Source organism: Marinifilum flexuosum (assembly GCF_003610555.1).
In the GTDB taxonomy this organism is placed as follows: domain Bacteria; phylum Bacteroidota; class Bacteroidia; order Bacteroidales; family Marinifilaceae; genus Marinifilum; species Marinifilum flexuosum.
Map to the genome: position 1 here is coordinate 646,779 of NZ_RAPQ01000008.1, position 19,708 is coordinate 666,486.

Annotated in this window: 17 protein-coding genes; 6 read left to right on the forward strand and 11 right to left on the reverse strand. The window is 35.5% G+C overall.

Annotated features, from left to right (window positions below):
* Window positions 1–27: 27 nt before the first annotated feature.
* Entirely contained in the window at window positions 28–1,749 is a 1,722-nt protein-coding gene (gene lysS, locus BXY64_RS02740; protein ID WP_120238433.1) for a lysine--tRNA ligase, read from the reverse strand.
* Window positions 1,750–2,173: 424 nt separating this feature from the next.
* On the opposite strand from lysS, the gene lipA reads away from it, so the two are divergent.
* From lipA to BXY64_RS02760, 4 genes are all read left to right on the forward strand, one after another.
* Window positions 2,174–3,052, forward strand: coding sequence for a lipoyl synthase (lipA, locus tag BXY64_RS02745; protein WP_120238434.1), 879 nt, complete (start codon window positions 2,174–2,176; stop codon window positions 3,050–3,052).
* Window positions 3,045–3,749 (forward strand): lipoyl(octanoyl) transferase LipB, encoded by a 705-nt coding sequence (gene lipB / locus BXY64_RS02750; protein ID WP_120238435.1) that lies wholly within the window; start codon window positions 3,045–3,047, stop codon window positions 3,747–3,749. Before lipA ends, lipB begins: the two co-directional genes overlap by 8 nt.
* Window positions 3,750–3,772: 23 nt before the next feature.
* A complete protein-coding gene (gene recJ, locus BXY64_RS02755; protein WP_120238436.1) occupies window positions 3,773–5,482 on the forward strand; it encodes a single-stranded-DNA-specific exonuclease RecJ in 1,710 nt (569 codons plus the stop codon).
* Between the two features lie 215 nt (window positions 5,483–5,697).
* On the forward strand, window positions 5,698–6,936 hold the full coding sequence (locus BXY64_RS02760; RefSeq protein WP_120238437.1) for a uracil-xanthine permease family protein: 1,239 nt from the start codon (window positions 5,698–5,700) through the stop codon (window positions 6,934–6,936).
* Between the two features lie 203 nt (window positions 6,937–7,139).
* Here the strand turns inward: BXY64_RS02760 and BXY64_RS02765 are convergent, their stop codons facing one another.
* From BXY64_RS02765 to BXY64_RS02775, 3 genes are all read right to left on the reverse strand, one after another.
* A complete protein-coding gene (locus BXY64_RS02765; RefSeq protein WP_120238438.1) occupies window positions 7,140–7,910 on the reverse strand; it encodes an energy transducer TonB in 771 nt (256 codons plus the stop codon).
* Window positions 7,911–8,175: 265 nt separating this feature from the next.
* A complete protein-coding gene (locus tag BXY64_RS02770; RefSeq protein ID WP_147375872.1) occupies window positions 8,176–8,913 on the reverse strand; it encodes a hypothetical protein in 738 nt (245 codons plus the stop codon).
* A gap of 12 nt (window positions 8,914–8,925) precedes the next feature.
* Complete coding sequence (locus tag BXY64_RS02775) at window positions 8,926–10,302, reverse strand: hypothetical protein (RefSeq protein ID WP_147375874.1); 1,377 nt, start codon at window positions 10,300–10,302, stop codon at window positions 8,926–8,928.
* A 392-nt stretch (window positions 10,303–10,694) separates the two neighbouring features.
* On the opposite strand from BXY64_RS02775, the gene BXY64_RS02780 reads away from it, so the two are divergent.
* Window positions 10,695–11,390 (forward strand): DNA-binding domain-containing protein, encoded by a 696-nt coding sequence (locus BXY64_RS02780; RefSeq protein WP_120238441.1) that lies wholly within the window; start codon window positions 10,695–10,697, stop codon window positions 11,388–11,390.
* Between the two features lie 247 nt (window positions 11,391–11,637).
* Here BXY64_RS02780 and BXY64_RS02785 read toward each other — a convergent pair whose 3' ends face one another.
* The 5 genes from BXY64_RS02785 to BXY64_RS02805 all read right to left on the reverse strand — a co-directional run bounded on the left by BXY64_RS02785 (window position 11,638) and on the right by BXY64_RS02805 (window position 15,871).
* The gene (locus BXY64_RS02785; RefSeq protein WP_147375876.1) at window positions 11,638–12,489 is read right to left on the reverse strand and encodes a hypothetical protein; all 852 of its coding nucleotides are present in this window, start codon (window positions 12,487–12,489) and stop codon (window positions 11,638–11,640) included.
* 236 nt (window positions 12,490–12,725) lie between these two features.
* Complete coding sequence (locus BXY64_RS02790; protein WP_120238443.1) at window positions 12,726–14,024, reverse strand: NCS2 family permease; 1,299 nt, start codon at window positions 14,022–14,024, stop codon at window positions 12,726–12,728.
* A gap of 23 nt (window positions 14,025–14,047) precedes the next feature.
* Window positions 14,048–14,689, reverse strand: a complete 642-nt coding sequence (locus tag BXY64_RS02795; protein WP_120238444.1) for a DUF5020 family protein — start codon at window positions 14,687–14,689, stop codon at window positions 14,048–14,050.
* A 58-nt stretch (window positions 14,690–14,747) separates the two neighbouring features.
* Complete coding sequence (locus tag BXY64_RS02800; RefSeq protein ID WP_120238445.1) at window positions 14,748–15,386, reverse strand: HAD family hydrolase; 639 nt, start codon at window positions 15,384–15,386, stop codon at window positions 14,748–14,750.
* Window positions 15,380–15,871, reverse strand: coding sequence for a YbaK/EbsC family protein (locus BXY64_RS02805; protein WP_120238446.1), 492 nt, complete (start codon window positions 15,869–15,871; stop codon window positions 15,380–15,382). The genes BXY64_RS02800 and BXY64_RS02805 overlap by 7 nt, the downstream gene beginning before the upstream one ends.
* A 353-nt stretch (window positions 15,872–16,224) precedes the next feature.
* On the opposite strand from BXY64_RS02805, the gene BXY64_RS02810 reads away from it, so the two are divergent.
* Window positions 16,225–17,130 carry an RluA family pseudouridine synthase gene (locus tag BXY64_RS02810; protein ID WP_120238447.1) on the forward strand — a complete coding sequence of 302 codons (906 nt, stop codon included), beginning with the start codon at window positions 16,225–16,227 and terminating at the stop codon, window positions 17,128–17,130.
* Between the two features lie 3 nt (window positions 17,131–17,133).
* Here the strand turns inward: BXY64_RS02810 and BXY64_RS02815 are convergent, their stop codons facing one another.
* The gene (locus tag BXY64_RS02815) at window positions 17,134–17,607 is read right to left on the reverse strand and encodes a PaaI family thioesterase (RefSeq protein ID WP_120238448.1); all 474 of its coding nucleotides are present in this window, start codon (window positions 17,605–17,607) and stop codon (window positions 17,134–17,136) included.
* Between the two features lie 64 nt (window positions 17,608–17,671).
* Window positions 17,672–19,705: a helix-hairpin-helix domain-containing protein gene (locus tag BXY64_RS02820; RefSeq protein ID WP_120238449.1), complete on the reverse strand. Its 2,034-nt coding sequence runs from the start codon at window positions 19,703–19,705 to the stop codon at window positions 17,672–17,674.
* Window positions 19,706–19,708 lie beyond the last annotated feature (3 nt).

Sequence of the window (19,708 nt, forward strand, 5' to 3'; positions counted from 1 at the left end):
TCATGTTATATTCTTAATAAAAAAAGTTTAAGCTAACCACTCTTTTACTTCATCCTGACTAGGGTTTTTTAAACCCATTTTTAGTTTCTTGTTCAAGCCACAAATGTCTTGGTGTAGTTTGGTAGCCTTTTCTTCTTTAAGAGCTTCTACAGTTTGGAATCCAGCTTTACGAATAACAGGCATCCACTCTGGAGCAATACCTAATTCAATAAATTTTTCATCACTATCAACTGCAGCTTTTTTCTCTGGTCTCATTTGAGGGAAGAATAGTACATCCTGAATTGAATGAGAGTTGGTCATCAACATGGTTAAACGGTCGATACCAATACCCATACCTGATGTAGGAGGCATACCATATTCAAGAGAACGAACAAAGTCCATATCAATAAACATAGCTTCGTCATCTCCTTTTTCGCTCAATTTCATTTGTTCCTGGAATCTTTCCAACTGATCAATAGGATCATTCAACTCAGAGTAAGCATTACAAACTTCCTTACCGTTCACCATAAGCTCAAAACGCTCAGTTAACTCAGGATTGTCTCTGTGCTTTTTACAAAGAGGAGACATTTCGATAGGATAATCAGTAATGAAAGTTGGTTGAATGTAATTTCCTTCACACTTCTCACCAAAGATCTCATCAATTAACTTTCCTTTACCAAAAGTTTCGTCAACCTCAATGTTTAATTGCTTACAAACATCGCGAAGTTGATTTTCATCCATTCCGTTGATGTCAATTCCAGTGTGCTCTTTAATAGAGTCAATCATAGAAATGCGCTTGAATGGACGCTTGAAATCAATCTCTTTGTCTCCAACTTGTACTTTAGTTGTACCGTGAAGATCCAAAGCAACTTTTTCAATCATCTCTTCGGTAAAATCCATCATCCAGTTGTAGTCTTTATAAGCTACATAGATTTCCATTACCGTAAACTCAGGATTGTGAGTTCTGTCCATACCTTCGTTACGGAAATCTTTGGCAAACTCATAAACACCATCAAATCCACCAACAATAAGTCTCTTTAGATACAATTCGTTTGCAATACGCATATACAAAGGAATATCTAAAGCATTGTGATGAGTGATAAACGGACGAGCCGAAGCACCACCTGGAATTGCTTGCAATATTGGAGTTTCAACCTCAAGATATCCCTTGCTGTTGAACAACTCGCGCATTGAGTTGATGATTTTAGTTCTTTTCAAGAATACTTCCTTCACATCTGGATTTACAACCAAATCAACGTAACGCTGACGGTAACGCAATTCAGGATCGCTAAAAGAATCATATACTTTTCCATCTTTCTCCTTCACAATTGGAAGTGGACGAACAGATTTTGAAAGAACAGTCATTTCAGTTGTGTGAACAGAAGTTTCACCAACCTTGGTTTTAAATACGTATCCCTTAATTCCAATAAAATCGCCAATATCCAAAAGTTTTTTGAATACTGTGTTGTAAAGAGTTTTATCCTCTTCAGGGCAAATTGAATCGCGGGCAATGTATACCTGAATTCTTCCTTTTGAATCCTGAAGTTCAATAAAAGAAGCTTTACCCATAATTCTTCTGCTCATAATTCGACCTGCAATACAAACCTCTTGTAGGTTGTTTTTTTCAGGATCGAAATCTTTCAGAATATCTGTAGAATAATTATTTACATGATATTGTGCTGCAGGAAATGGGTTGATACCCAAATTCTGCATTTCCTTTAGGGAATTTCTTCTAATGATCTCTTGTTCACTAAGTTCTAACGCATTCATCTTAATCTCAATAAAGTTTATTCGGGTGCAAAGATATAATAATCCGTGCAATATGTGAATGCATAAAAATAAATGCTTGTAAAAAAATAAACGAAATGTGATATTTCAAGCTAATCTTGTGGTGAAATGTCTGAATTTGAGTGTGTAGACTAAAAATATCCCAATTGCATCAGAATATTCATTGTAGTGAGATTATTATTTTTTAATATTGCATCACAATTGACGGTATTTAGATTGAGTTTAAATAATTCGACTACTTGTAATTCGGTTAAAAACATACTGAATGGGTATAATAATTCAATCCTTTCGAATACCTTTGCATGAATTGAAATTTTATTACAAGAATTATTAATTGTTGTAAGGTTTTAATGTTGATAATCAGTTGTGAAAAATAGATTGTTGACAGAAATAGGGAGAAGTAGAAATGAAAATAAAAAGAAAGCCTGAATGGCTAAAAATACAACTGCCAAAAGGTGATGATTATGCCTATGTAAATGGCATTGTTCAAGAACACGGATTGCATACTATTTGTTCGAGTGGAAAATGTCCGAATGTTGGAGAATGTTGGGGAAATGGAACTGCGACATTCATGATTTTGGGCAATATTTGTACAAGAGCTTGTAAATTCTGTAATGTTCCTACCGGTAAACCACTTCCTGTTGATACTAAAGAACCAAAGCGATTGGCACGATCAATAAAGCTAATGAAGCTAAAGCATGCGGTAATTACTTCCGTGGATCGTGATGATTTGGAAGATGGTGGATCAGGCATTTGGGCGGAGTGTATTAAGGAAATAAAAGAAATTTGTCCAGGAACTACTTTGGAAGTTTTAATTCCAGATTTTAATGGGAAAGAAGAGGATGTGCAGAGAGTTATCAATGAAAATCCAGAAGTAATTTCTCACAATCTTGAAACGGTTCGCCGTTTAACACCAGAAGTTAGGAGCCGTGCGAAATACGATCTTAGTTTAAAAGTGTTGAAACAGATTGCAGATTCAGGTATCGTAGCAAAATCAGGAATAATGCTTGGTTTAGGTGAAACCGAAGAGGAAATTTACCAAACAATGGATGATTTGTTGGCTGTTGGAGTTAAAGTAATGACCATAGGTCAATATTTACAGCCAACTCGCAAGCACTTGGAGCTTCAAGAGTATGTAAATCCCGAACAATTTAAAAAATATGAGCAGGTTGGATTAGAGAAAGGTTTTTCATTTGTTGAAAGTACTCCACTAGTTCGTTCATCATATCACGCAGAACAACACGTTAACGCACTTAAATTAAAGCAGGTTTTAAAAAATGACTAATACAATTTTTAGAGATTTGGGCTCCATTGACTATCAAGAAGCCTGGGATTATCAGGAAAACTTGTTCCAGGAAGTATTGCAATCGCGTCAGGCAAATGCAGAGCTTCCTGAAGAAGAAAAAAACTTAAGCAATAATTACTTGCTGTTTTGTGAGCATCCACATGTTTATACATTGGGGAAAAGCGGTAAAGAGCAGAATATGCTGCTTAATATGCTGCAACTACAAGCAAAAGAAGCAAGTTTCTACAAAATAAACCGAGGTGGAGATATCACTTATCATGGACCGGGACAAATTGTAGGTTATCCAATTCTAAACCTGGAAACCTATGATATGGGTATCAAAAAATACATTGAAACCCTTGAACAGGCTGTGATTAATTGTATTGCTGATTATGGTTTGACAGGAACTCGATTGGATGGAGCTACAGGGGTTTGGTTAGATGTTGGAACACCAAAAGTTCGTAAAATTTGCGCCATTGGCGTTCGAGTAAGTCGATGGGTTAGCATGCATGGTTTTGCCTTTAATGTGAATACCGATTTGAAATATTTCGATTACATAAATCCATGTGGATTTGTTGATAAAGGAGTGACTTCATTAAAAAAAGAGCTAGGCAAAGAGCTTGATATTGAAGAGGTAAAACATAATTTAAAAAATCATATTGCAAATCTGTTTGATATGAAGCTGGAAATTGACTAATTTGGCTAGCTAAAATCTTGCATATGGAAAAGAGATGGGTAATAAATGAGCCGGGCGATGAAGAAACGGTTGGCGCACTAATGGAATCATTGGGTGTTGACCGGGTGATTGCCAATCTGTTAGTTCAGAGAGGAATCACAAACTTCGATATGGCCAAAGCTTTTTTTCGTCCCAGTCTCGACGACTTGCATGATCCTTTTTTAATGAAAGATATGACCAAGGCGGTTGACCGATTGGTTATCGCAATGGAGAAACAAGAGCGTGTAATGGTGTATGGCGACTATGATGTTGATGGCACCACATCTGTAGCTCTTGTTTACACCTATCTAAAATCTCATTTCGATTTTATTGACTATTATATTCCTGATCGCTATTCGGAAGGTTATGGTATTTCCAAAACCGGTATCGATTATGCGGCAGAGAATAATATCAGTTTGGTTATCGCATTGGATTGTGGAATTAAAGCCATTGAAAAAATTGCTTACGCAAGCGAAAAAGGAGTTGATTTTATCATTTGTGATCACCATACGCCAGATGAAAATTTGCCCAATGCTGTTGCAGTGTTAGATCCGAAAAGAAGCGATTGTGAATATCCTTGTGATGTTCTGTCAGGTTGTGGTGTTGGATTTAAGTTGATGCAAGGATTGGCAAACAGGAAAAAATGGCAGTTCGACACGTTAATTCCTCTTTTGGATTTGTTGGCAGTAAGTATTGCATCTGATATTGTTCCCATTACCGGAGAAAACCGGGTTTTAACCTACTTTGGGTTAAAGCAGCTGAATGAAAATCCTCGATTGGGATTAAAAACAATACTGAATCTGGCTGGTGTTACAAAAGATTTGAGCGTTAATGATATTGTTTTTAAAATTGGTCCAAGAATTAATGCTGCGGGTAGAATTCAATCGGGAAATCATGCGGTACAATTGCTGATTGCTGAGAGGGAAGAGGCGGCTACCCTAATTGGAGATACCATTAATGGATTGAACGAAGACCGAAAAGAGCTGGATCATAGCATTACCGATGATGCCCTGGAACGTGTAGCGAAAAGTAAAACTCTGCTAGAAAAGAAGAGTACAGTTTTGTTTGATCGCAATTGGCACAAAGGGGTGATCGGAATTGTGGCTTCTCGTATGATTGAAACCTATTACAAGCCAACAGTAATTCTTACCGAGTCGAACGGATTTGCAACCGGTAGTGCTCGTTCGGTAGATGGTTTTGATTTGTATAATGCTATTTCGGCTTGTAGCGATTTGTTGGAAAACTTTGGAGGACATAAATATGCTGCTGGCCTTACCATGAAAATTGAAAATGTTAGTGTTTTTCAGCAGCGTTTCGAAGAGTATGTTTGTGAAAATATTACCGACGATATGCTGGTTCCTCAGATAAAGGTGGATGCCAGCATTAAACTTTCTGATATTACACCTAAGTTCTTCCGTGTTCTTAAGCAATTTGAACCTTTCGGACCCAAAAATATGACACCTGTTTTCATTAGTGAAAAAGTGGTTGATTATGGATATAGTCGTCCGGTTGGTAGAAATAAGGAACACCTTAAGCTTTCGGTTGTTGATGATATCCGCGAAGGGGATGTAAAAGGTGGAATTGCCTTTTCAATGGGGAAGCTTTATTCTAAGATTTCCAGTGGTTCACCATTTGATGTATGTTACTCATTACAAGAGAATGAGTATATGGGTAAGGTGGAAACACAACTGATGGTTCGTGATATCAAATTCTAATCTTCATTTCCGATATTTTATTGTTTAAATCTTACTTAGATTGTGTCTGTTTAAGAAAAAAGTGATTTCTAGGCTGACGATTTCTAATCAAGGATCTAATTGATTTTTTTCGCATTCATGCACTCCTTTGCATTGATTTATTGAGTTTTTCGAATTTGTCAGTTTCGGGAAGCTTATTATCTTTGCGCCAATTTGTGAATTTTTAAATCCATTTTATGATCCTTACTCAAGAAGCTACGGCTCCGGGATTCCAAAGTCCCACGAAAAGAATTATTTTGGGAGTACAATTTCTCTTTGTTGCCTTTGGTGCAACGGTACTAGTCCCATTGTTAGTTGGTATTGACCCAGCAGTCGCATTGTTTACAGCAGGAATCGGAACCTTGATTTTTCATTTAATCACAAAAGGTATGGTTCCTGTTTTTTTAGGCAGTAGTTTTGCCTTTATTGCTCCAATTGTTGCAGCAACAAAACTATATGGTTTGCCTGGAACTTTATCCGGCTTAATTGCGGTAGGTGTGGTTTACGGTTTGGTTTCCGGAATCATCAAAGTTTGGGGATTGCGAGTGATCGAGAAAATTTTCCCTTCCATTGTAGTTGGACCAGTTATCATGATTATTGGTTTGTCATTGGCTCCTGTAGCTGTTAATATGGCCAAAACCAATTGGATCATTTCTTCTATTGCTTTGTTAACTGCTATACTAATTGTGGTTTATACAAAAGGAATGCTAAAACTGATTCCTATTTTCTCAGCTATTGTTGTAGGATATGTTGTATCAGTGGTTTTAGGGCAAGTAGATTTTACGCCAATTAAAGAAGCTGCATGGTTTGCTTTACCAGAATTTGTTCGTCCTGAATTAAATTGGAGTGCAGTATTGTATATGATTCCTGTGGCATTTGCCCCGATTATTGAACATGTTGGCGATATGTATGCCATTGGTGGTGTAGCAAACAAAGAGTTTGTTAAAAAGCCAGGTTTAAACCGTACTTTATTAGGTGATGGTGTTGCTACTGCTTTCGCAGGATTTTTTGGTGGACCACCAAATACAACTTATTCAGAGGTTACAGGTGCAATTGCATTGACTAAGGTAGTTGATCCTAGAGTATTGAGAATTGCCGCAGTTACTGCCTTGGTATTCTCATTAATTGGAAAGGTAAGTGCATTCCTTAAAACCATTCCTCAAGCTGTTTTGGGAGGTATCATGCTATTGCTTTTCGGTATGATTGCAGGTATTGGTATTAAAACCCTTATCGATGCAAAAACAGATTTTACAAAAACCAGAAACCAGGTAATTGTGTCGGTTGTACTTACTGTTGGTATTGGTGGAGCACAGATTTCTTACGGTAATTTTTCGTTGGCAGGAATTGGTTTGGCATCGGTTGTAGGTGTGGTTTTAAACCTGATTTTACCTGATAAATCGAAACCAATTAAGGGAAGTGAAGTTGTAGAAGAATAATTGATAATTAGATTATTATTTAAATTTTAATCTAGTTAATAAGTATTCTGTTAAAAAATGATTAAATTTGATTCTGTTAACCTGAATCTTGATTTAGGTTTTAACATCCCTTTTATATATAAAGCCCCTGCGAAGGGGCTTTTTTAGAATATTAGCACACTTAATTTAAGTGTTTTTTTCACTCTCGTATATGTCGAATAAGATTAATTGGTTCTTGTAATTGTTGTTACACTTCTATAAAACAACATATGATGCCAAAAATATACTTTCCCTAAGTCTCTTTTTGAAAAGTTCTCATGGTTAAATACTTCAATTAGCAAAAAGGATTTGGAATCAATTGGTTTGCCATTTTGTTTTGCTGGTTCCCATTTGTAATTTAATTCTTTTATAGTCTTAATCGCATTTTTATCTAAATTCTTGTTAATTGATTGTTCAATAGTTATATCCTTTAAGATACCTTTCTTACTAATAATAAAAGAATACAAACAGGATCCGGATTTGTGTTTTTCCATTAGTTCTGTCGGCAATTTAATTTTTTTTATCATATCAAATTCAGCCTGATTTTCGAATCCAATATATATTTGTGGGTTGTCAACTTTATCCAATACATATTTATCACCTTTTTTAATAAATGTAGAGTCAATTCTATTGCCACTGTTGTAACTTACCAGTTGGTTACGATCGTAATCATACTCTAAATGAGGGGTAGAATCCTTCTTGTAAAATTTCCATATACCTATTCGTTTATTGTTTAAATACTCACCGGTAACCAATGTATCTTTCGTCCTTGTATTAATGACATAGTAAAACCCTTCTTTTATTTTGCTTTTTTTATCTACTTGGTAAATTTCTTTGTGTAAGTGTGTGATTTGATGCTTAACCCTTTTATATTTTTTCTGTCCAAAGCATTGAGTTGAAATCAATAGTAAAGTAAAGGAAAAGAAAGTTGTGAAAGATGTTTTTGTTATTTTCATGAAATTAAATTTAGTTGTGATTTTTGATTAGTATGATTAAAGGAATATTATATAATCTCTTTATTGAGATTGTTGTTTAATCAATGAATTTAATAAGGAAACTTATTGATATTCATGTAGTATTTGTATTGATTAGGAATTAACTCAGGTTTATTTCATTCTATTTTTGATTTCGGTTTTAACATCCCTTTTATATATAAAGCCCCTTTCAGGGGCTTTTTTAGTTTGAAGAGATGCTTATATGATAGTTGGTCTTATGGTTTTGTTATTCTATCCAAGTTGTAAAACTCTTAATAACTTTCCAACCCCCTTTATCCTTTTCTAAATAAAACCTCTCACCACTTGTGGTATAATCAACATCAACCAAAGCTTTGTTCTTTCTTTTATTGAAAGACACTTGTTTAATCACCCAATAATTCAAAATAGCAGCTTCACCTTCTGCAATATAAATTGGAATATAATTGGAAAGTTTCTTCAGTAGCGGATCAAACAACACAGGAGATTCCCATTTGCTTATTCTTCCATTTCTCCATATGGGTTTATATTCTATTGATGAATTGATAAACTCGATGAAATTATTCAAAACCTGTTGGTTTCGTTTTGTTAAGAACAAGTGGTTTCTATCAATCTCTGGCCTAAATACAAATCTCTTATTTGAAGATTGCATTTCAATCTTATTAAATACATCAGGTGCCGAAAAAGATTTGTTAGTAATTTGAATCATTATTGAATCTTGAACCAATAAATAGCGATCATTTATACTATTGTTTTCACTATTAATTAGATTAAAAATCTCATGCGTATCTTTTATCAGATTAGATGGTTCATCGCTCACTTCTTCAATTTGCATTTTCTTAAAAATGACTTTTGTAATAGAATCCTCAGTGTTATTAATCCTATCAAATAATTCTAGTGTGATCTGTGAACTATTTTGATTGACTTGGGAGAAAGCCGAATAGACACAAAGATGTGATACAAGTAAAAAAATAAATATTCTTTTCATATTATATCGATTTTAAAGAGGACAAGGAGTAGGTAGGCAATCATCCAAGTAGCTTGTAACCATGTCGTAATCCGCTTTGTTTTCGGAATAAAATTTACTTCCATCAGAGGTGCGTTTTAAACCACCTCTTGCCATTACTTCAAATACAAAATCTAAATTTCTATTAGGTAGTACTTCATTCATTTGTTTGATGAATTTACTTTTTTCTTCTTTATCATCCCAAGCCTTATATAATTCATGCAAATTCTTTTTCATTACGGATATATAATTAAGCATTATTTCATGCTGAGTTTCTCTTCCATATTTAACTTTTAAAGCATCATAAGTATTTTTGAAATCAATTTCATTACCAATTCTATGTGTATTTGCATCGTAAACTAAACAAAACAAATGGGCATGGATAGTCTCATGCATAATTGTATTTGCAGTCCAAAGAAAGGATGTTGATTTCATATTATCAATAGAAATTGTGATATTGAATTGTCCAGAAGTTAAATTCTTATTTTTATCAACCGTAAGATTCACAGGGGTACATATTCCGTATTTTGTAGCGCCTAAAGATTCAGTTAAGTCATATTTGATCATTGCTTTAGAGTCATTAAATTCAAATCCTCTTAGTAGTTCATTAAGCAAAGTTTCTGGAAGTAATCTATCTTGCACTCGCATGGCCTTATATAAACACCCGGCAATAGATTTGTCAAACTTTTGCGTTGTTTTCACAGGCGGAGCAGGAGATGGGCTAGGGCTACCACCACCAGGGTTTGAAAAGCTTCCACCATATTCACCATCTCCTCCATCTCTATCGGTTAACGCAAATGGTACGTTTGGAATAATTGTATAAAAACAATCTCGGCCTATGTAATGTCTATATCCTCCAGCGTATGAATATACATCATTGCATGTGAGTTTTGCAGCTTTTGTGTTAGTATCTTCAATGTTATTCACAGGTATAAACTCATATTTGTCGCTTTTTTCAAAAATCTCCTGCATAAAATATTCAAAAACCCAATCAAAGTCGGGAGTTGGATAATAATCTTGATCGTTAATATACATTCCGTATTGTAGTTCTAAGGGATCAACACCCAATACTAAAATGGAATTTATTTCCATTTTATCTGGTTCGACGTAAGGGATCAGATACATTGTTTTGTTATTTGAAATGTATTTTACCTCTTTATCCCATATCGGAATTCCCCAAATGTCTACATCAGTTTTTGATTTAATTTCCTCAGTGTTTCCATTTTTTAGATAATCATAGAATATTTTCACATCTAGATTATCAGGTTGTACTTTAAAGAATTCATTCTCAGGAATTAATTCGCTTGTTTCATCTTTACCACACGACCATACCAACAGCAAAGTTGCTACGAATAATAATACTTTTCTCATTACAATTTGTGATTTAATTAATATTAACAACATCTAATTCCGATTATGCTTAAAAGGTAACCCAGCAAAATATATGTTATAGAACATTATTTATGTAATTTAATATTAAAGTGCTCCGTAATGCCTGTGTGCACTGGCAATAGATAACTACCTGATTAAGTAGAATGATTCTATATAGTAGTCATGTATTGATCTCTGGTATAATGTTCACTAAGTTTATGTGTGTAATGATATAAACAACTGATAAAGAGCTACAATAAAAGTGAATAGTATCCCACGCATATAATTTATGAATATTACGCATTACAAGTGTAGTGCAATTTTAGAATAGGGTGTGTTGTGCCTTTTAACTCGCGCATGATGCATAGTAATAATTTTTAAAATTCAATATTATGGAATATTCCTTGTATGATTGTATGTTAACCAAAGACAATCCCAACGATAAGCTTGGGAAAGTGACGAACCAGAAGCCCAAAAACTTTGAAAATTTATTGGGTAATCTTACTGGCCCTGGTTCCATTTTAAAGGAAACGGAGTCGAAAGCTGTGATCGAAAAGTATTGGGAAACCATTATTGGCTTTGTTCGTGAAGGTTATGGTTATCACGACGATCACATTAGTGTGAATTTGGACATTGCCGGTGTTTTCGAGGACGAAAACGATAGGTTCGATCCATCGCGACACAGCATTAATGTGAGCATTGTTCCTTGTAGTGAATTAAAGACAGCTACTCAGAACATTAAGCCTACCTATGTGAAACCTAATAAGGAAGTGCCGGAAATTCAAAAGGTTTACGACTGGGGAACTGAAAAAATGGATGAGTTTCTTACTCCTGGTGCAGCATTGGAGATTGAAGGCAGTGCACTTAAAATTTACGAGGAGATTGATGGGCAAGGTGTGTTTTTCATTAACAAGGCCGATGGGGTAGAAACCAAGGCTGGCATGCCTAAATTAAATGAGCCCAAGAAACTGTCCTTAAAAGTTCCTGCTTTAAACCCAGGTCAATATAGAATAGAGATTCGCAATACTACCAGAAATGGGAAAATATTAAGAATCGGAATATCAACCGCATATTATACCGTCCAATAGGTTTTTCGCTCATTTACTTACAACAGCCCGCACCTTATTCTAAGGTACGGGCTTATTTTATGCTTTACTTTCTTTGAGCAAGGGCATGCTTCCACCGAGAGCAGGGTCGTGCTCCTACCGAGAGCAGGGGTGTGCTCCTATCGAGAGCAGGGGTGTGCTCCTACCGAGAGCAGGGGTATGCTCAAATGGGTAATTGAACAATTAAAGTAAAAAACCGCTTAAAGCACTAAGAAAGTTTCCAATTGAATTACTTCTGGTAACGAAACTGATACCTGCCATATTCGAAAGGGTATTGCTGGCCATCTTTGGTAAAGAATCCTTTGTTGTCGCACAAGCCATTGCCGTAGCTATAGGTACACGATTCGTTCTCTGCCGTAAACAATACTTCTCCTGAAGCAATAAATTCGCAGGCATGACTTACTAACAAGGGTGTTAATATCTCTGATTGGTATTCCCTTCCTTCCGAGTTGATGCCGGAGGTGGTACCGCTAATAAAAAACTGATCATCCCAATGGTTGTTTGAGGTTTCGTATCCTTCAATCCATTCTTTGCTTAGCTTTCCGCTAAGGCTGTAGGTGTTTTCTTTTTCGTCGGTAAATAGGATCTCTTCGAATGTAACATCGAAAGTTAAGTTTTCGGAGCTTGCCGATTTTCTACTGTCCACTTTAATGCTACCCGTAATGTTTAAATTGTTGATGTAATATTGCTCAAAACTTACGGTATAGCAGCATTCTTCGCTTTTGAACTCACCTTCTATTTGGGTGGTGATACGTCCTCTTTTTAGCTTGCCTAAGTAATCGATGCTGTTTTGTTGTCCGTAGTTAATACTTAGTGTTTTTGTGTTTTCCTGATTGTTGTTATCAGCAATCTTTACAAAGGGTATGGAGTCTTGTTTTGTGGCAGTGCCATTGTCGATACTCAGCATGTTGTACTCCACTTCGTTCAGGATATTTTCCAGTATGGAATTTACCATTGCATTTTCTTCCACATTTACCGCGTTGGTAAGGTTCATTTCCAGTTCGTGTTCATTCGAATTGCACGAGTACATCACAAGCATAGAGGCTAACAAGTAGCATACTTTCTTCCCAAATCTCATCATTCAACTTCTTTTTTAGTGATATGCAGTTGTTTACGGATTTGTTTAAGAAAAGTTATACCTGATTTTTCTGGATTTAAGCAAGTTAGATCATCAGTTTTTATGGGGAGATTTTGTTATTGATTTGTTGGATTATTAAGTCATTTGACTGTTCATGACTTTCAAAAAAAATCCCTCTCTACCGAAGTAAAGAGGGATTTTGAATATGGAAAATTCTATTCTGATTTTTGTGCTATCAATTAGGCAAAATAGAATTTGATAATAAACAATACCACTATAACAATCATTACCGGGCTAATTTCTTTGTAACGACCCGTAAGTAATTTTAAAGTTACGTATGATAACATCCCGAAAACAATACCATCAGCAATACTGAAAGTTAATGGCATCATAATGATACAAAGGAATGCTGGAACCGCTTCTGTAAAGTCGTTCAAATCAACTTTCAAGATTGGCGACATCATGAATAAACCAACAATTACCAAAGCAGGAGCTGTAGCAGCTGAAGGAATCATGATAAATACAGGAGCAAATAACAATGCCAAAGCAAACATACCAGCAGTTGTAAGTGCTGTCATACCTGTTTTACCACCTTCTGATACACCTGCAGCACTCTCAACGTAAGTAGTTACAGTTGAAGTACCCAAGATAGATCCGAAGAATGTACCAACAGCATCGGCAAATAAAGCTTGTTTTACACGAGGTACACGACCATCTTTATCCAACATGTCAGCTTTAGAAGCTACACCAACCAATGTTCCAACAGTATCGAACATATCCACAAATAGGAATGTGAATAATACGATAGCCATATCAATGGTGAAGATTTGAGAGAAATCGAATTGGAAGAAGATAGGAGATACTGATGGAGGAAGACTTACAAATTTGTAGTTTTCCGGCATGTGAGTTACTCCTAAAATTAATGCCAATATGGTTGAGAAAAGGATACCAATTAAAAGAGATCCTTTTACGTTTCTTGCGAAAAGAACACCTGTTACCAAAATACCAACTAATCCTACAATTACGCTTGGGCTTTTCATATCGCCTAAGCTTACCAATGTAGCAGGATTGTCAACAATAACACCAGCTCCTTTTAATCCAATAAATGCAATAAATAGACCGATACCCACCGAAACAGAGTGTTTCAGGTTCAACGGAATGGAGTTAACGATTAGCTCGCGAATGTTGAAAGCTGTTAATAAAAGGAAGATGATACCTTCAAGGAATACGGCAGTTAAAGCAAATTGCCAGCTGTATCCCATTCCTAATACTACGGTAAATGCGAAGAATGCATTTAATCCCATACCAGGAGCCAATGCGAAAGGTAATTTAGCAACCAAAGCCATAACTAAAGTTGCGATGATAGCCGAAATAGCAGTCGCTGTAAATACAGCACCTTTGTCCATTCCGGTTGCACTTAAAATATCTGGGTTAACCGCAAGGATATATGCCATGGTCATGAAGGTAGTAATACCTGCAACAACCTCGGTACGAAGGGTTGACCCTAGTTTGGTAATGTTAAAAAACTTATCTAACATGATTACTAGTTTTTAATTGATGATTAGAAATTCCACTTCACTGCAAGAGTTGGACGAACTTCGAAATCGTCACCTGCAAAGTTGTTAGAGATTTCAACCTCGCTACCAAAAGAGAAGTTTTTAGAAACATTGTACCATAATTGAGGCTCAGTTAAGAATACAGTGTCATCAGATAAACCATTTTCAGTCCAAAGGTCAGCAAAACCTGAGAAAGTCATTTTTCCATCGAAGAAGTTAACATACCAAGTACCAGTAATTTGGAAGTTAGCATCATCAGCATCTTTAATAGCTTTGTAACCAGCATAAGTTGAGAATCCTGATTTAGCACCACCTTTTGCGTAGTTCACACCAAAAATCCATGCATCGTTAATGGTATAACCAAAGTTATCAGCATTACCAACACCACCATTGTACTCAATGTGTAAACCAACTGGCATTTTCTCTGTTTTTAATACACGAGCAATCTCGAAGTATCCTTGGTTGATACCGTTATCTGCATCGTAATCAAAATCAATGAATGTAAAAGTGTTACCCCACTTGTCCATTTTGAACATTTCAAAAGTAGTTGTGAAGTGTCCACGGTCGAAATCGCGGTGTAATTGAAGGTTTTGTGCGTTAGCAGCAAAAGAAACCAAAACAGCGAAAATAGCAAGTAATTTTTTCATGATAAATTAAATGATTGTTTAATAGAATTTAATTAGTAAAAAATTTATAAATGGTTGTTTAATTCTTTGTGATCTCCTTTAAGTGGTTGACTACTGTAGGGCAACCAGTTTCCTTTAATTTTTGATAGGATTGATGTCCGGATGCAATTAAAATACAATTACAACCTAACTCTCTGGCAACTTCATAATCGTGTGTGGTGTCGCCAAACAGGCAAACCTCACTGGCTTTTAGCTCATGTTTTTTCATCAACTGTAAGCCATTGTCAATTTTCGAACTTGCGTATATGTTATCAATTCCTGATATCTCATCAAAATACTTAATAATATTCTCACTACGAGTTGATTCATTAAGCATGTTTTGTTCCATTGCTGATAAAATAAATTGCTTTTTCCCCTCCTTATTAAAGTGAGATAGCAAATTAACAGCTTCAGGAAAAATTCCTGATTGTGGCAATAAAGATGTATAATGATCTATGAATTCATTTGCAGCTTTATCCCAATCTTCGGTCTCAAAATTAAATCCTACTACTTCGTAGTAACTTTTCACAGGAAAAGTAAATACTTCGCGATAGTGTTCGGTTGTTAGTAAAGGCAATCCTCTTTTGTTTAGCATTTTGTTGATGCTAAGCACTCCAATCGACAAATCGTCGAGTAAAGTTCCGTTGTAATCCCAAATAATTGCTTTAAAATCTAACATGCCAGCTTTAGTTTAGGATTTGAGGTTCTACAAAGAGTTGCTTTTGTAATCGAGTGAAAGTCGATAGAATTTATTTTGATTTGTTTGTCTCTTAATCCTTCTTTTATTGAGAATTGTTTCAATTGTAATGCAAGGGTGTTGAGAAAAACAAGGTAATCCTTTTTCGGGTCTGGGAAAGAACATCCACCACAGATGTAACTGGTAAGTTCTTGAATATTTTTCAAGGCAGCCAAAGTACACTTTTGGTTTTCGCTAATTTGTACAATGGAATTTGGTTTAAGTTCGGACGAACCAGATATGCAGTCAACAACAACTCCCGTTTTGTTTTCGGAAAGTACAAGGGTTTTGTTGATGTATGGAACATGCAGATTTGTGTTCTCGCTTACACGCTCAGTTCCCACTTCGATAGGATCTGTATCGTAATCGATAATCGCATATTCTATGTCTGCTCGATCTATAATGCGAGCTGCATTGGTTTTCTTCATCCTTTCGTTTTTTGGCCCAATCTTGAAGGTTTTTCTTCCGATTGGGAATTACCAGTTTCCCAGATGATATTTTTTTAATGAGCGGCAAAAATAGTAAAAATTTTAAATTTCAAAATTGTTTCGATTCAATTGCAAAACAGATAAAGTGTAGAAGCCTTGTTTTTAAAGGGGATAAGTGATGAATAAAAAATGTTGTTTTAATTTTAAATGAATTAAAATTGCATTGCAAACAGCATTTATTAGTTTCGTTTGGATTTTGGATAAGGGCCATCTTAATTTAAAATTATTTTTTAAACTGAATTTGGTATCTTTTATTATTCAATCATTTCTTATCGTCAAATAAAAATTGAGTTATGGTAGTTATTGAAGCTCATGTGGTTCCTGGGGGAACTGAAAGCATCCGTTTGCAAGAATATGCATTGCATATTTTCTCTGGAATCAATACAAATCAGGGAATCAAAAAAGCGATTAAGCGAGGTTTAATTCGGGTAAATGGATTACAGGCTTCAACTGGATTGTGGGTAAAAGCTGGTTTTAAAATTGAACTGTGCGATTTGGAGCTGCCACCAAGTAAGATATATAAGTTGCCATTAGAAGTGGTTTATGAAGATGATCATATTGCTATAATTAATAAGCCTGGTGGGATTTCGGTAAGCGGTAATCAGTTTCGTACGGTACAAAATGCTTTGCCTTACAATCTTCGACCTTCGATGAGGAAGAATGCTTTGCCTGTTTTTCGTCCGGTTCACAGGATTGACAGTCCTACCTGTGGATTATTACTCGTTGCTAAAACGGCTGATGCATCTGCCAAATTGGGCAAACAGTTCGAAGATCGGTTGGTAAAGAAAAGATACAGAGCAGTAGTCATTGGCTCTTTGCACGAAAAAGGAAAAATTGATATGCAGGTGGATGACAAGGATGCGGTAAGCACATTTAAGTTGGTAAAAAAGTCACCATCTATTCGAAACAGATTTTTAAGTATGGTTGATTTGTATCCTGAAACGGGAAGAACACATCAATTAAGAATTCATATGGCCGGTATCGGTAACCCAATTTTGGGAGATAAGATTTACGGTACAGAAGGGGAAATTCTTCGAGGGAAAGGATTGTTTTTATGTGCAGCCGAGTTGCAGTTTTCTCATCCTGATTCTGGAGAGGAGATGAGTATTTCCATCGATCCTCCATATAAATTCGGTCGATTTATGGAGATGGAGGAAAAACGATGGGAGAAATACAATTCGGAAAGTGAGATTGTGTAAGCATTACTCGTAAAAAGCCTCAATCCCTGGGTATTCAAATTTTTTAATAGCCATTTCTTGTGGGAAAATCATGTATTGAACTTCAGCTTCAGAACACACTTTTCCGTCCGGATCAAGAATTTCTGCATGAATGGTTGCAAATCTTCGGTCTTTCGAAATTAGTTTGCCGCGAACGGTTAGCTTTCCTTTATCTGTAAAGGCGGAGTTTTTAAATTTGGCATTCAGAGCTGTAGTTACTCCAGCAGTTTCACATTTTACAAATACTACCCAACAAGCTATTTCGTCAAGAATTGTAGTTTGAATTCCACCATGTAAAACATTTTTAAAACCAGAAAGGTGAGTTTTTGGCTCCCATTGGGAAACAACATATTCGCCATCTTCAAAAAAATCCATTTGTAGGCCTTGTTCGTTGTCGGGCGAACAGCCAAAGCATTTTCCGTTTTCAGTGGAACGATATGGGTTGATGATCTTTCTCATGATACGATTTTAAGTTTTAATTTTAAGAATCCGAAAGTACAACAAGAAAATGATTGTGGAAAATCTAAAATCGAAATTTTAGTTGAAGTTTTATATCTGATTTCGTATTGCCAAGAATCAAAGAAGTGCCTGATCCAATGCTTTCCGTGTTGGAATATTTTGTTTGAGCATATCTGGCATAAAGGGTAATATTATTACTGATTTTATAATTTAGGTTGAAATAAAATCTACTTCCTTTATTGTAATAGGCCGGAACGGAATAAGCGTATAAAATATCGTTTTCATAGGCATATATTCTTGTGTCGTAAGAATCGGTGTCGAATAATGCATATCGCAAACTGATGTTTAGTGGAAATTGAGAAAATCTGTAAATCAGGTCTTGATAAATGAGAAAGCCATTTTCGTTATTTTCTGCCTGCTTGTATTTTGAAAATTCTATTCTGTTTCGGATTTCCCAGTTCGCTGCAGGTTTTGCTGACAGGTGCAGTCGAAATTGAGTTTTCTTAAATTCAATAGGGGTATTTATAAAATCAGAGTTAACGTTATCAGCCTTGTTTTCTTGTTTGTATCTAAAATAAACCGATAGCTTATCACTTTTTGTATATTCTATTTGGGAAAAATATTCATGACCATTGGTCGGCGAATTACTTGAATGTTTTAGCCAGGGAAATTCAAACTGATCGTAGTAGGCTTTTATGCTCCATCTGGGAAATGGATGAAAATTAATACCAATGTAAATCCCTTCTTCATTTTGGTTTCTACTCTGTTCCGAAAAGGAATTTGAGTAATGAGCATGATATTCTTTATCGTATTTGCGGTAAATGGTCTCAAGATTGAATTGAGGATGAATTTGGATGTTTGCTCCTTGTAGTATTCCAATACCTCCCGATTTTGATTGGGCTGCTTCGCCAAATAAATGAATATTATTGATTCGTGTTTGATAGTTTATGCTTAGGTTGTAGTTGTTCTTACCCGTAAAATTGTAATGAGAATAAGCTTTTTTGGTGATTTTTATTTCTGGCGAATAGGAATACTGAATAAAAGCAGCACCAAGTTGAGTATTTTTTAAATTCCAGGTGAAATACCCACCCAACAACTTTTCTTTTAAAGCATCTTTTTTGTTCAACTCATTCCTGTTTCGGTGTAAACCTGTATTTACAATGCTTGATGCAAATGAAGAAATAGTGTCGGTATCAGCGCTAGCATCTATCTTTTTATAAGAAGCAAATGCGGCAATATCAATTCCCTTTAAAGGAGATGTAATGATCGACATTCCTCGAAAAAATCGATTTTCATCAGTTGATTTGTAGGATCTGATACCTTGGTATTTTCTTGCATTTTGAGTGGTGAAGGAAGATTTTTTACCTCCCATGCCTGACCATAAACTTAAGCCTTGGCCAAATTTGATTTGGTAATCGCCCAAATTGATCTGTTTGAAAAGACCATTTGATTTTTTTTGAACATGAGCCGAATAAAAATCGAATCCATTTGAGTTTTCATCCTTAAAAAAAGGTTCACCCTTATCGTTCTCAGCAGTAAAACCAAAGTTTATTCCTGATTTAGGAGATTGCATTTGGTACCTGCTGTAATATTTCCATGGATTTCCAAGGTATTTGGAATTTTCATCAGCTGTTTTATATCCTGCCTCTTTTTGAAAATTGTGTTCACATCTAATTAAGAGTTGATGTTGTAGCTTTTTTACACTGATTGGTTTTGTTTTTGCCTTTGTGGAAATTAAAGGGGCGATGTTTTTAACCAGTTCAGCAGAGAAGCCTTTAATTAATTGCATTTCGTAAATGCTAAGTATTGCTCCGTTTTCTTCTCGATACTTAATTAATTGTTCTATTTGGTTTTGATTCAAAAAGTATAGCTTTCCCAGTTCAGTGAAATTAGCCGTGTTGATGTTTAATGGGTTTTGAATCAATTTGGTGATTTCTTCCAATAAATTGGTGTAATCAGGATTTTCTTCCTCTTGTTCTGCGATATTCTCAATGATCTGCTCTATTAAATCTTGCTCTCCCGTTGTATTCTGTGCATTAGCGATACCTATAAAAGAAAGGAATAGTGCCAATAGTAATATGCTGCGAATTTGTTTCATGAT

Coding starts and splice junctions, on each gene's coding strand:
- lysS (WP_120238433.1), bottom strand. CDS start 1,749: ATGAATGCGTTAGAACTTAGTGAACAAGAGATCATTAGAAGAAATTCC.
- lipA (WP_120238434.1), top strand. CDS start 2,174: ATGAAAATAAAAAGAAAGCCTGAATGGCTAAAAATACAACTGCCAAAA.
- lipB (WP_120238435.1), top strand. CDS start 3,045: ATGACTAATACAATTTTTAGAGATTTGGGCTCCATTGACTATCAAGAA.
- recJ (WP_120238436.1), top strand. CDS start 3,773: ATGGAAAAGAGATGGGTAATAAATGAGCCGGGCGATGAAGAAACGGTT.
- BXY64_RS02760 (WP_120238437.1), top strand. CDS start 5,698: ATGATCCTTACTCAAGAAGCTACGGCTCCGGGATTCCAAAGTCCCACG.
- BXY64_RS02765 (WP_120238438.1), bottom strand. CDS start 7,910: ATGAAAATAACAAAAACATCTTTCACAACTTTCTTTTCCTTTACTTTA.
- BXY64_RS02770 (WP_147375872.1), bottom strand. CDS start 8,913: ATGAAAAGAATATTTATTTTTTTACTTGTATCACATCTTTGTGTCTAT.
- BXY64_RS02775 (WP_147375874.1), bottom strand. CDS start 10,302: ATGAGAAAAGTATTATTATTCGTAGCAACTTTGCTGTTGGTATGGTCG.
- BXY64_RS02780 (WP_120238441.1), top strand. CDS start 10,695: ATGGAATATTCCTTGTATGATTGTATGTTAACCAAAGACAATCCCAAC.
- BXY64_RS02785 (WP_147375876.1), bottom strand. CDS start 12,489: ATGATGAGATTTGGGAAGAAAGTATGCTACTTGTTAGCCTCTATGCTT.
- BXY64_RS02790 (WP_120238443.1), bottom strand. CDS start 14,024: ATGTTAGATAAGTTTTTTAACATTACCAAACTAGGGTCAACCCTTCGT.
- BXY64_RS02795 (WP_120238444.1), bottom strand. CDS start 14,689: ATGAAAAAATTACTTGCTATTTTCGCTGTTTTGGTTTCTTTTGCTGCT.
- BXY64_RS02800 (WP_120238445.1), bottom strand. CDS start 15,386: ATGTTAGATTTTAAAGCAATTATTTGGGATTACAACGGAACTTTACTC.
- BXY64_RS02805 (WP_120238446.1), bottom strand. CDS start 15,871: ATGAAGAAAACCAATGCAGCTCGCATTATAGATCGAGCAGACATAGAA.
- BXY64_RS02810 (WP_120238447.1), top strand. CDS start 16,225: ATGGTAGTTATTGAAGCTCATGTGGTTCCTGGGGGAACTGAAAGCATC.
- BXY64_RS02815 (WP_120238448.1), bottom strand. CDS start 17,607: ATGAGAAAGATCATCAACCCATATCGTTCCACTGAAAACGGAAAATGC.
- BXY64_RS02820 (WP_120238449.1), bottom strand. CDS start 19,705: ATGAAACAAATTCGCAGCATATTACTATTGGCACTATTCCTTTCTTTT.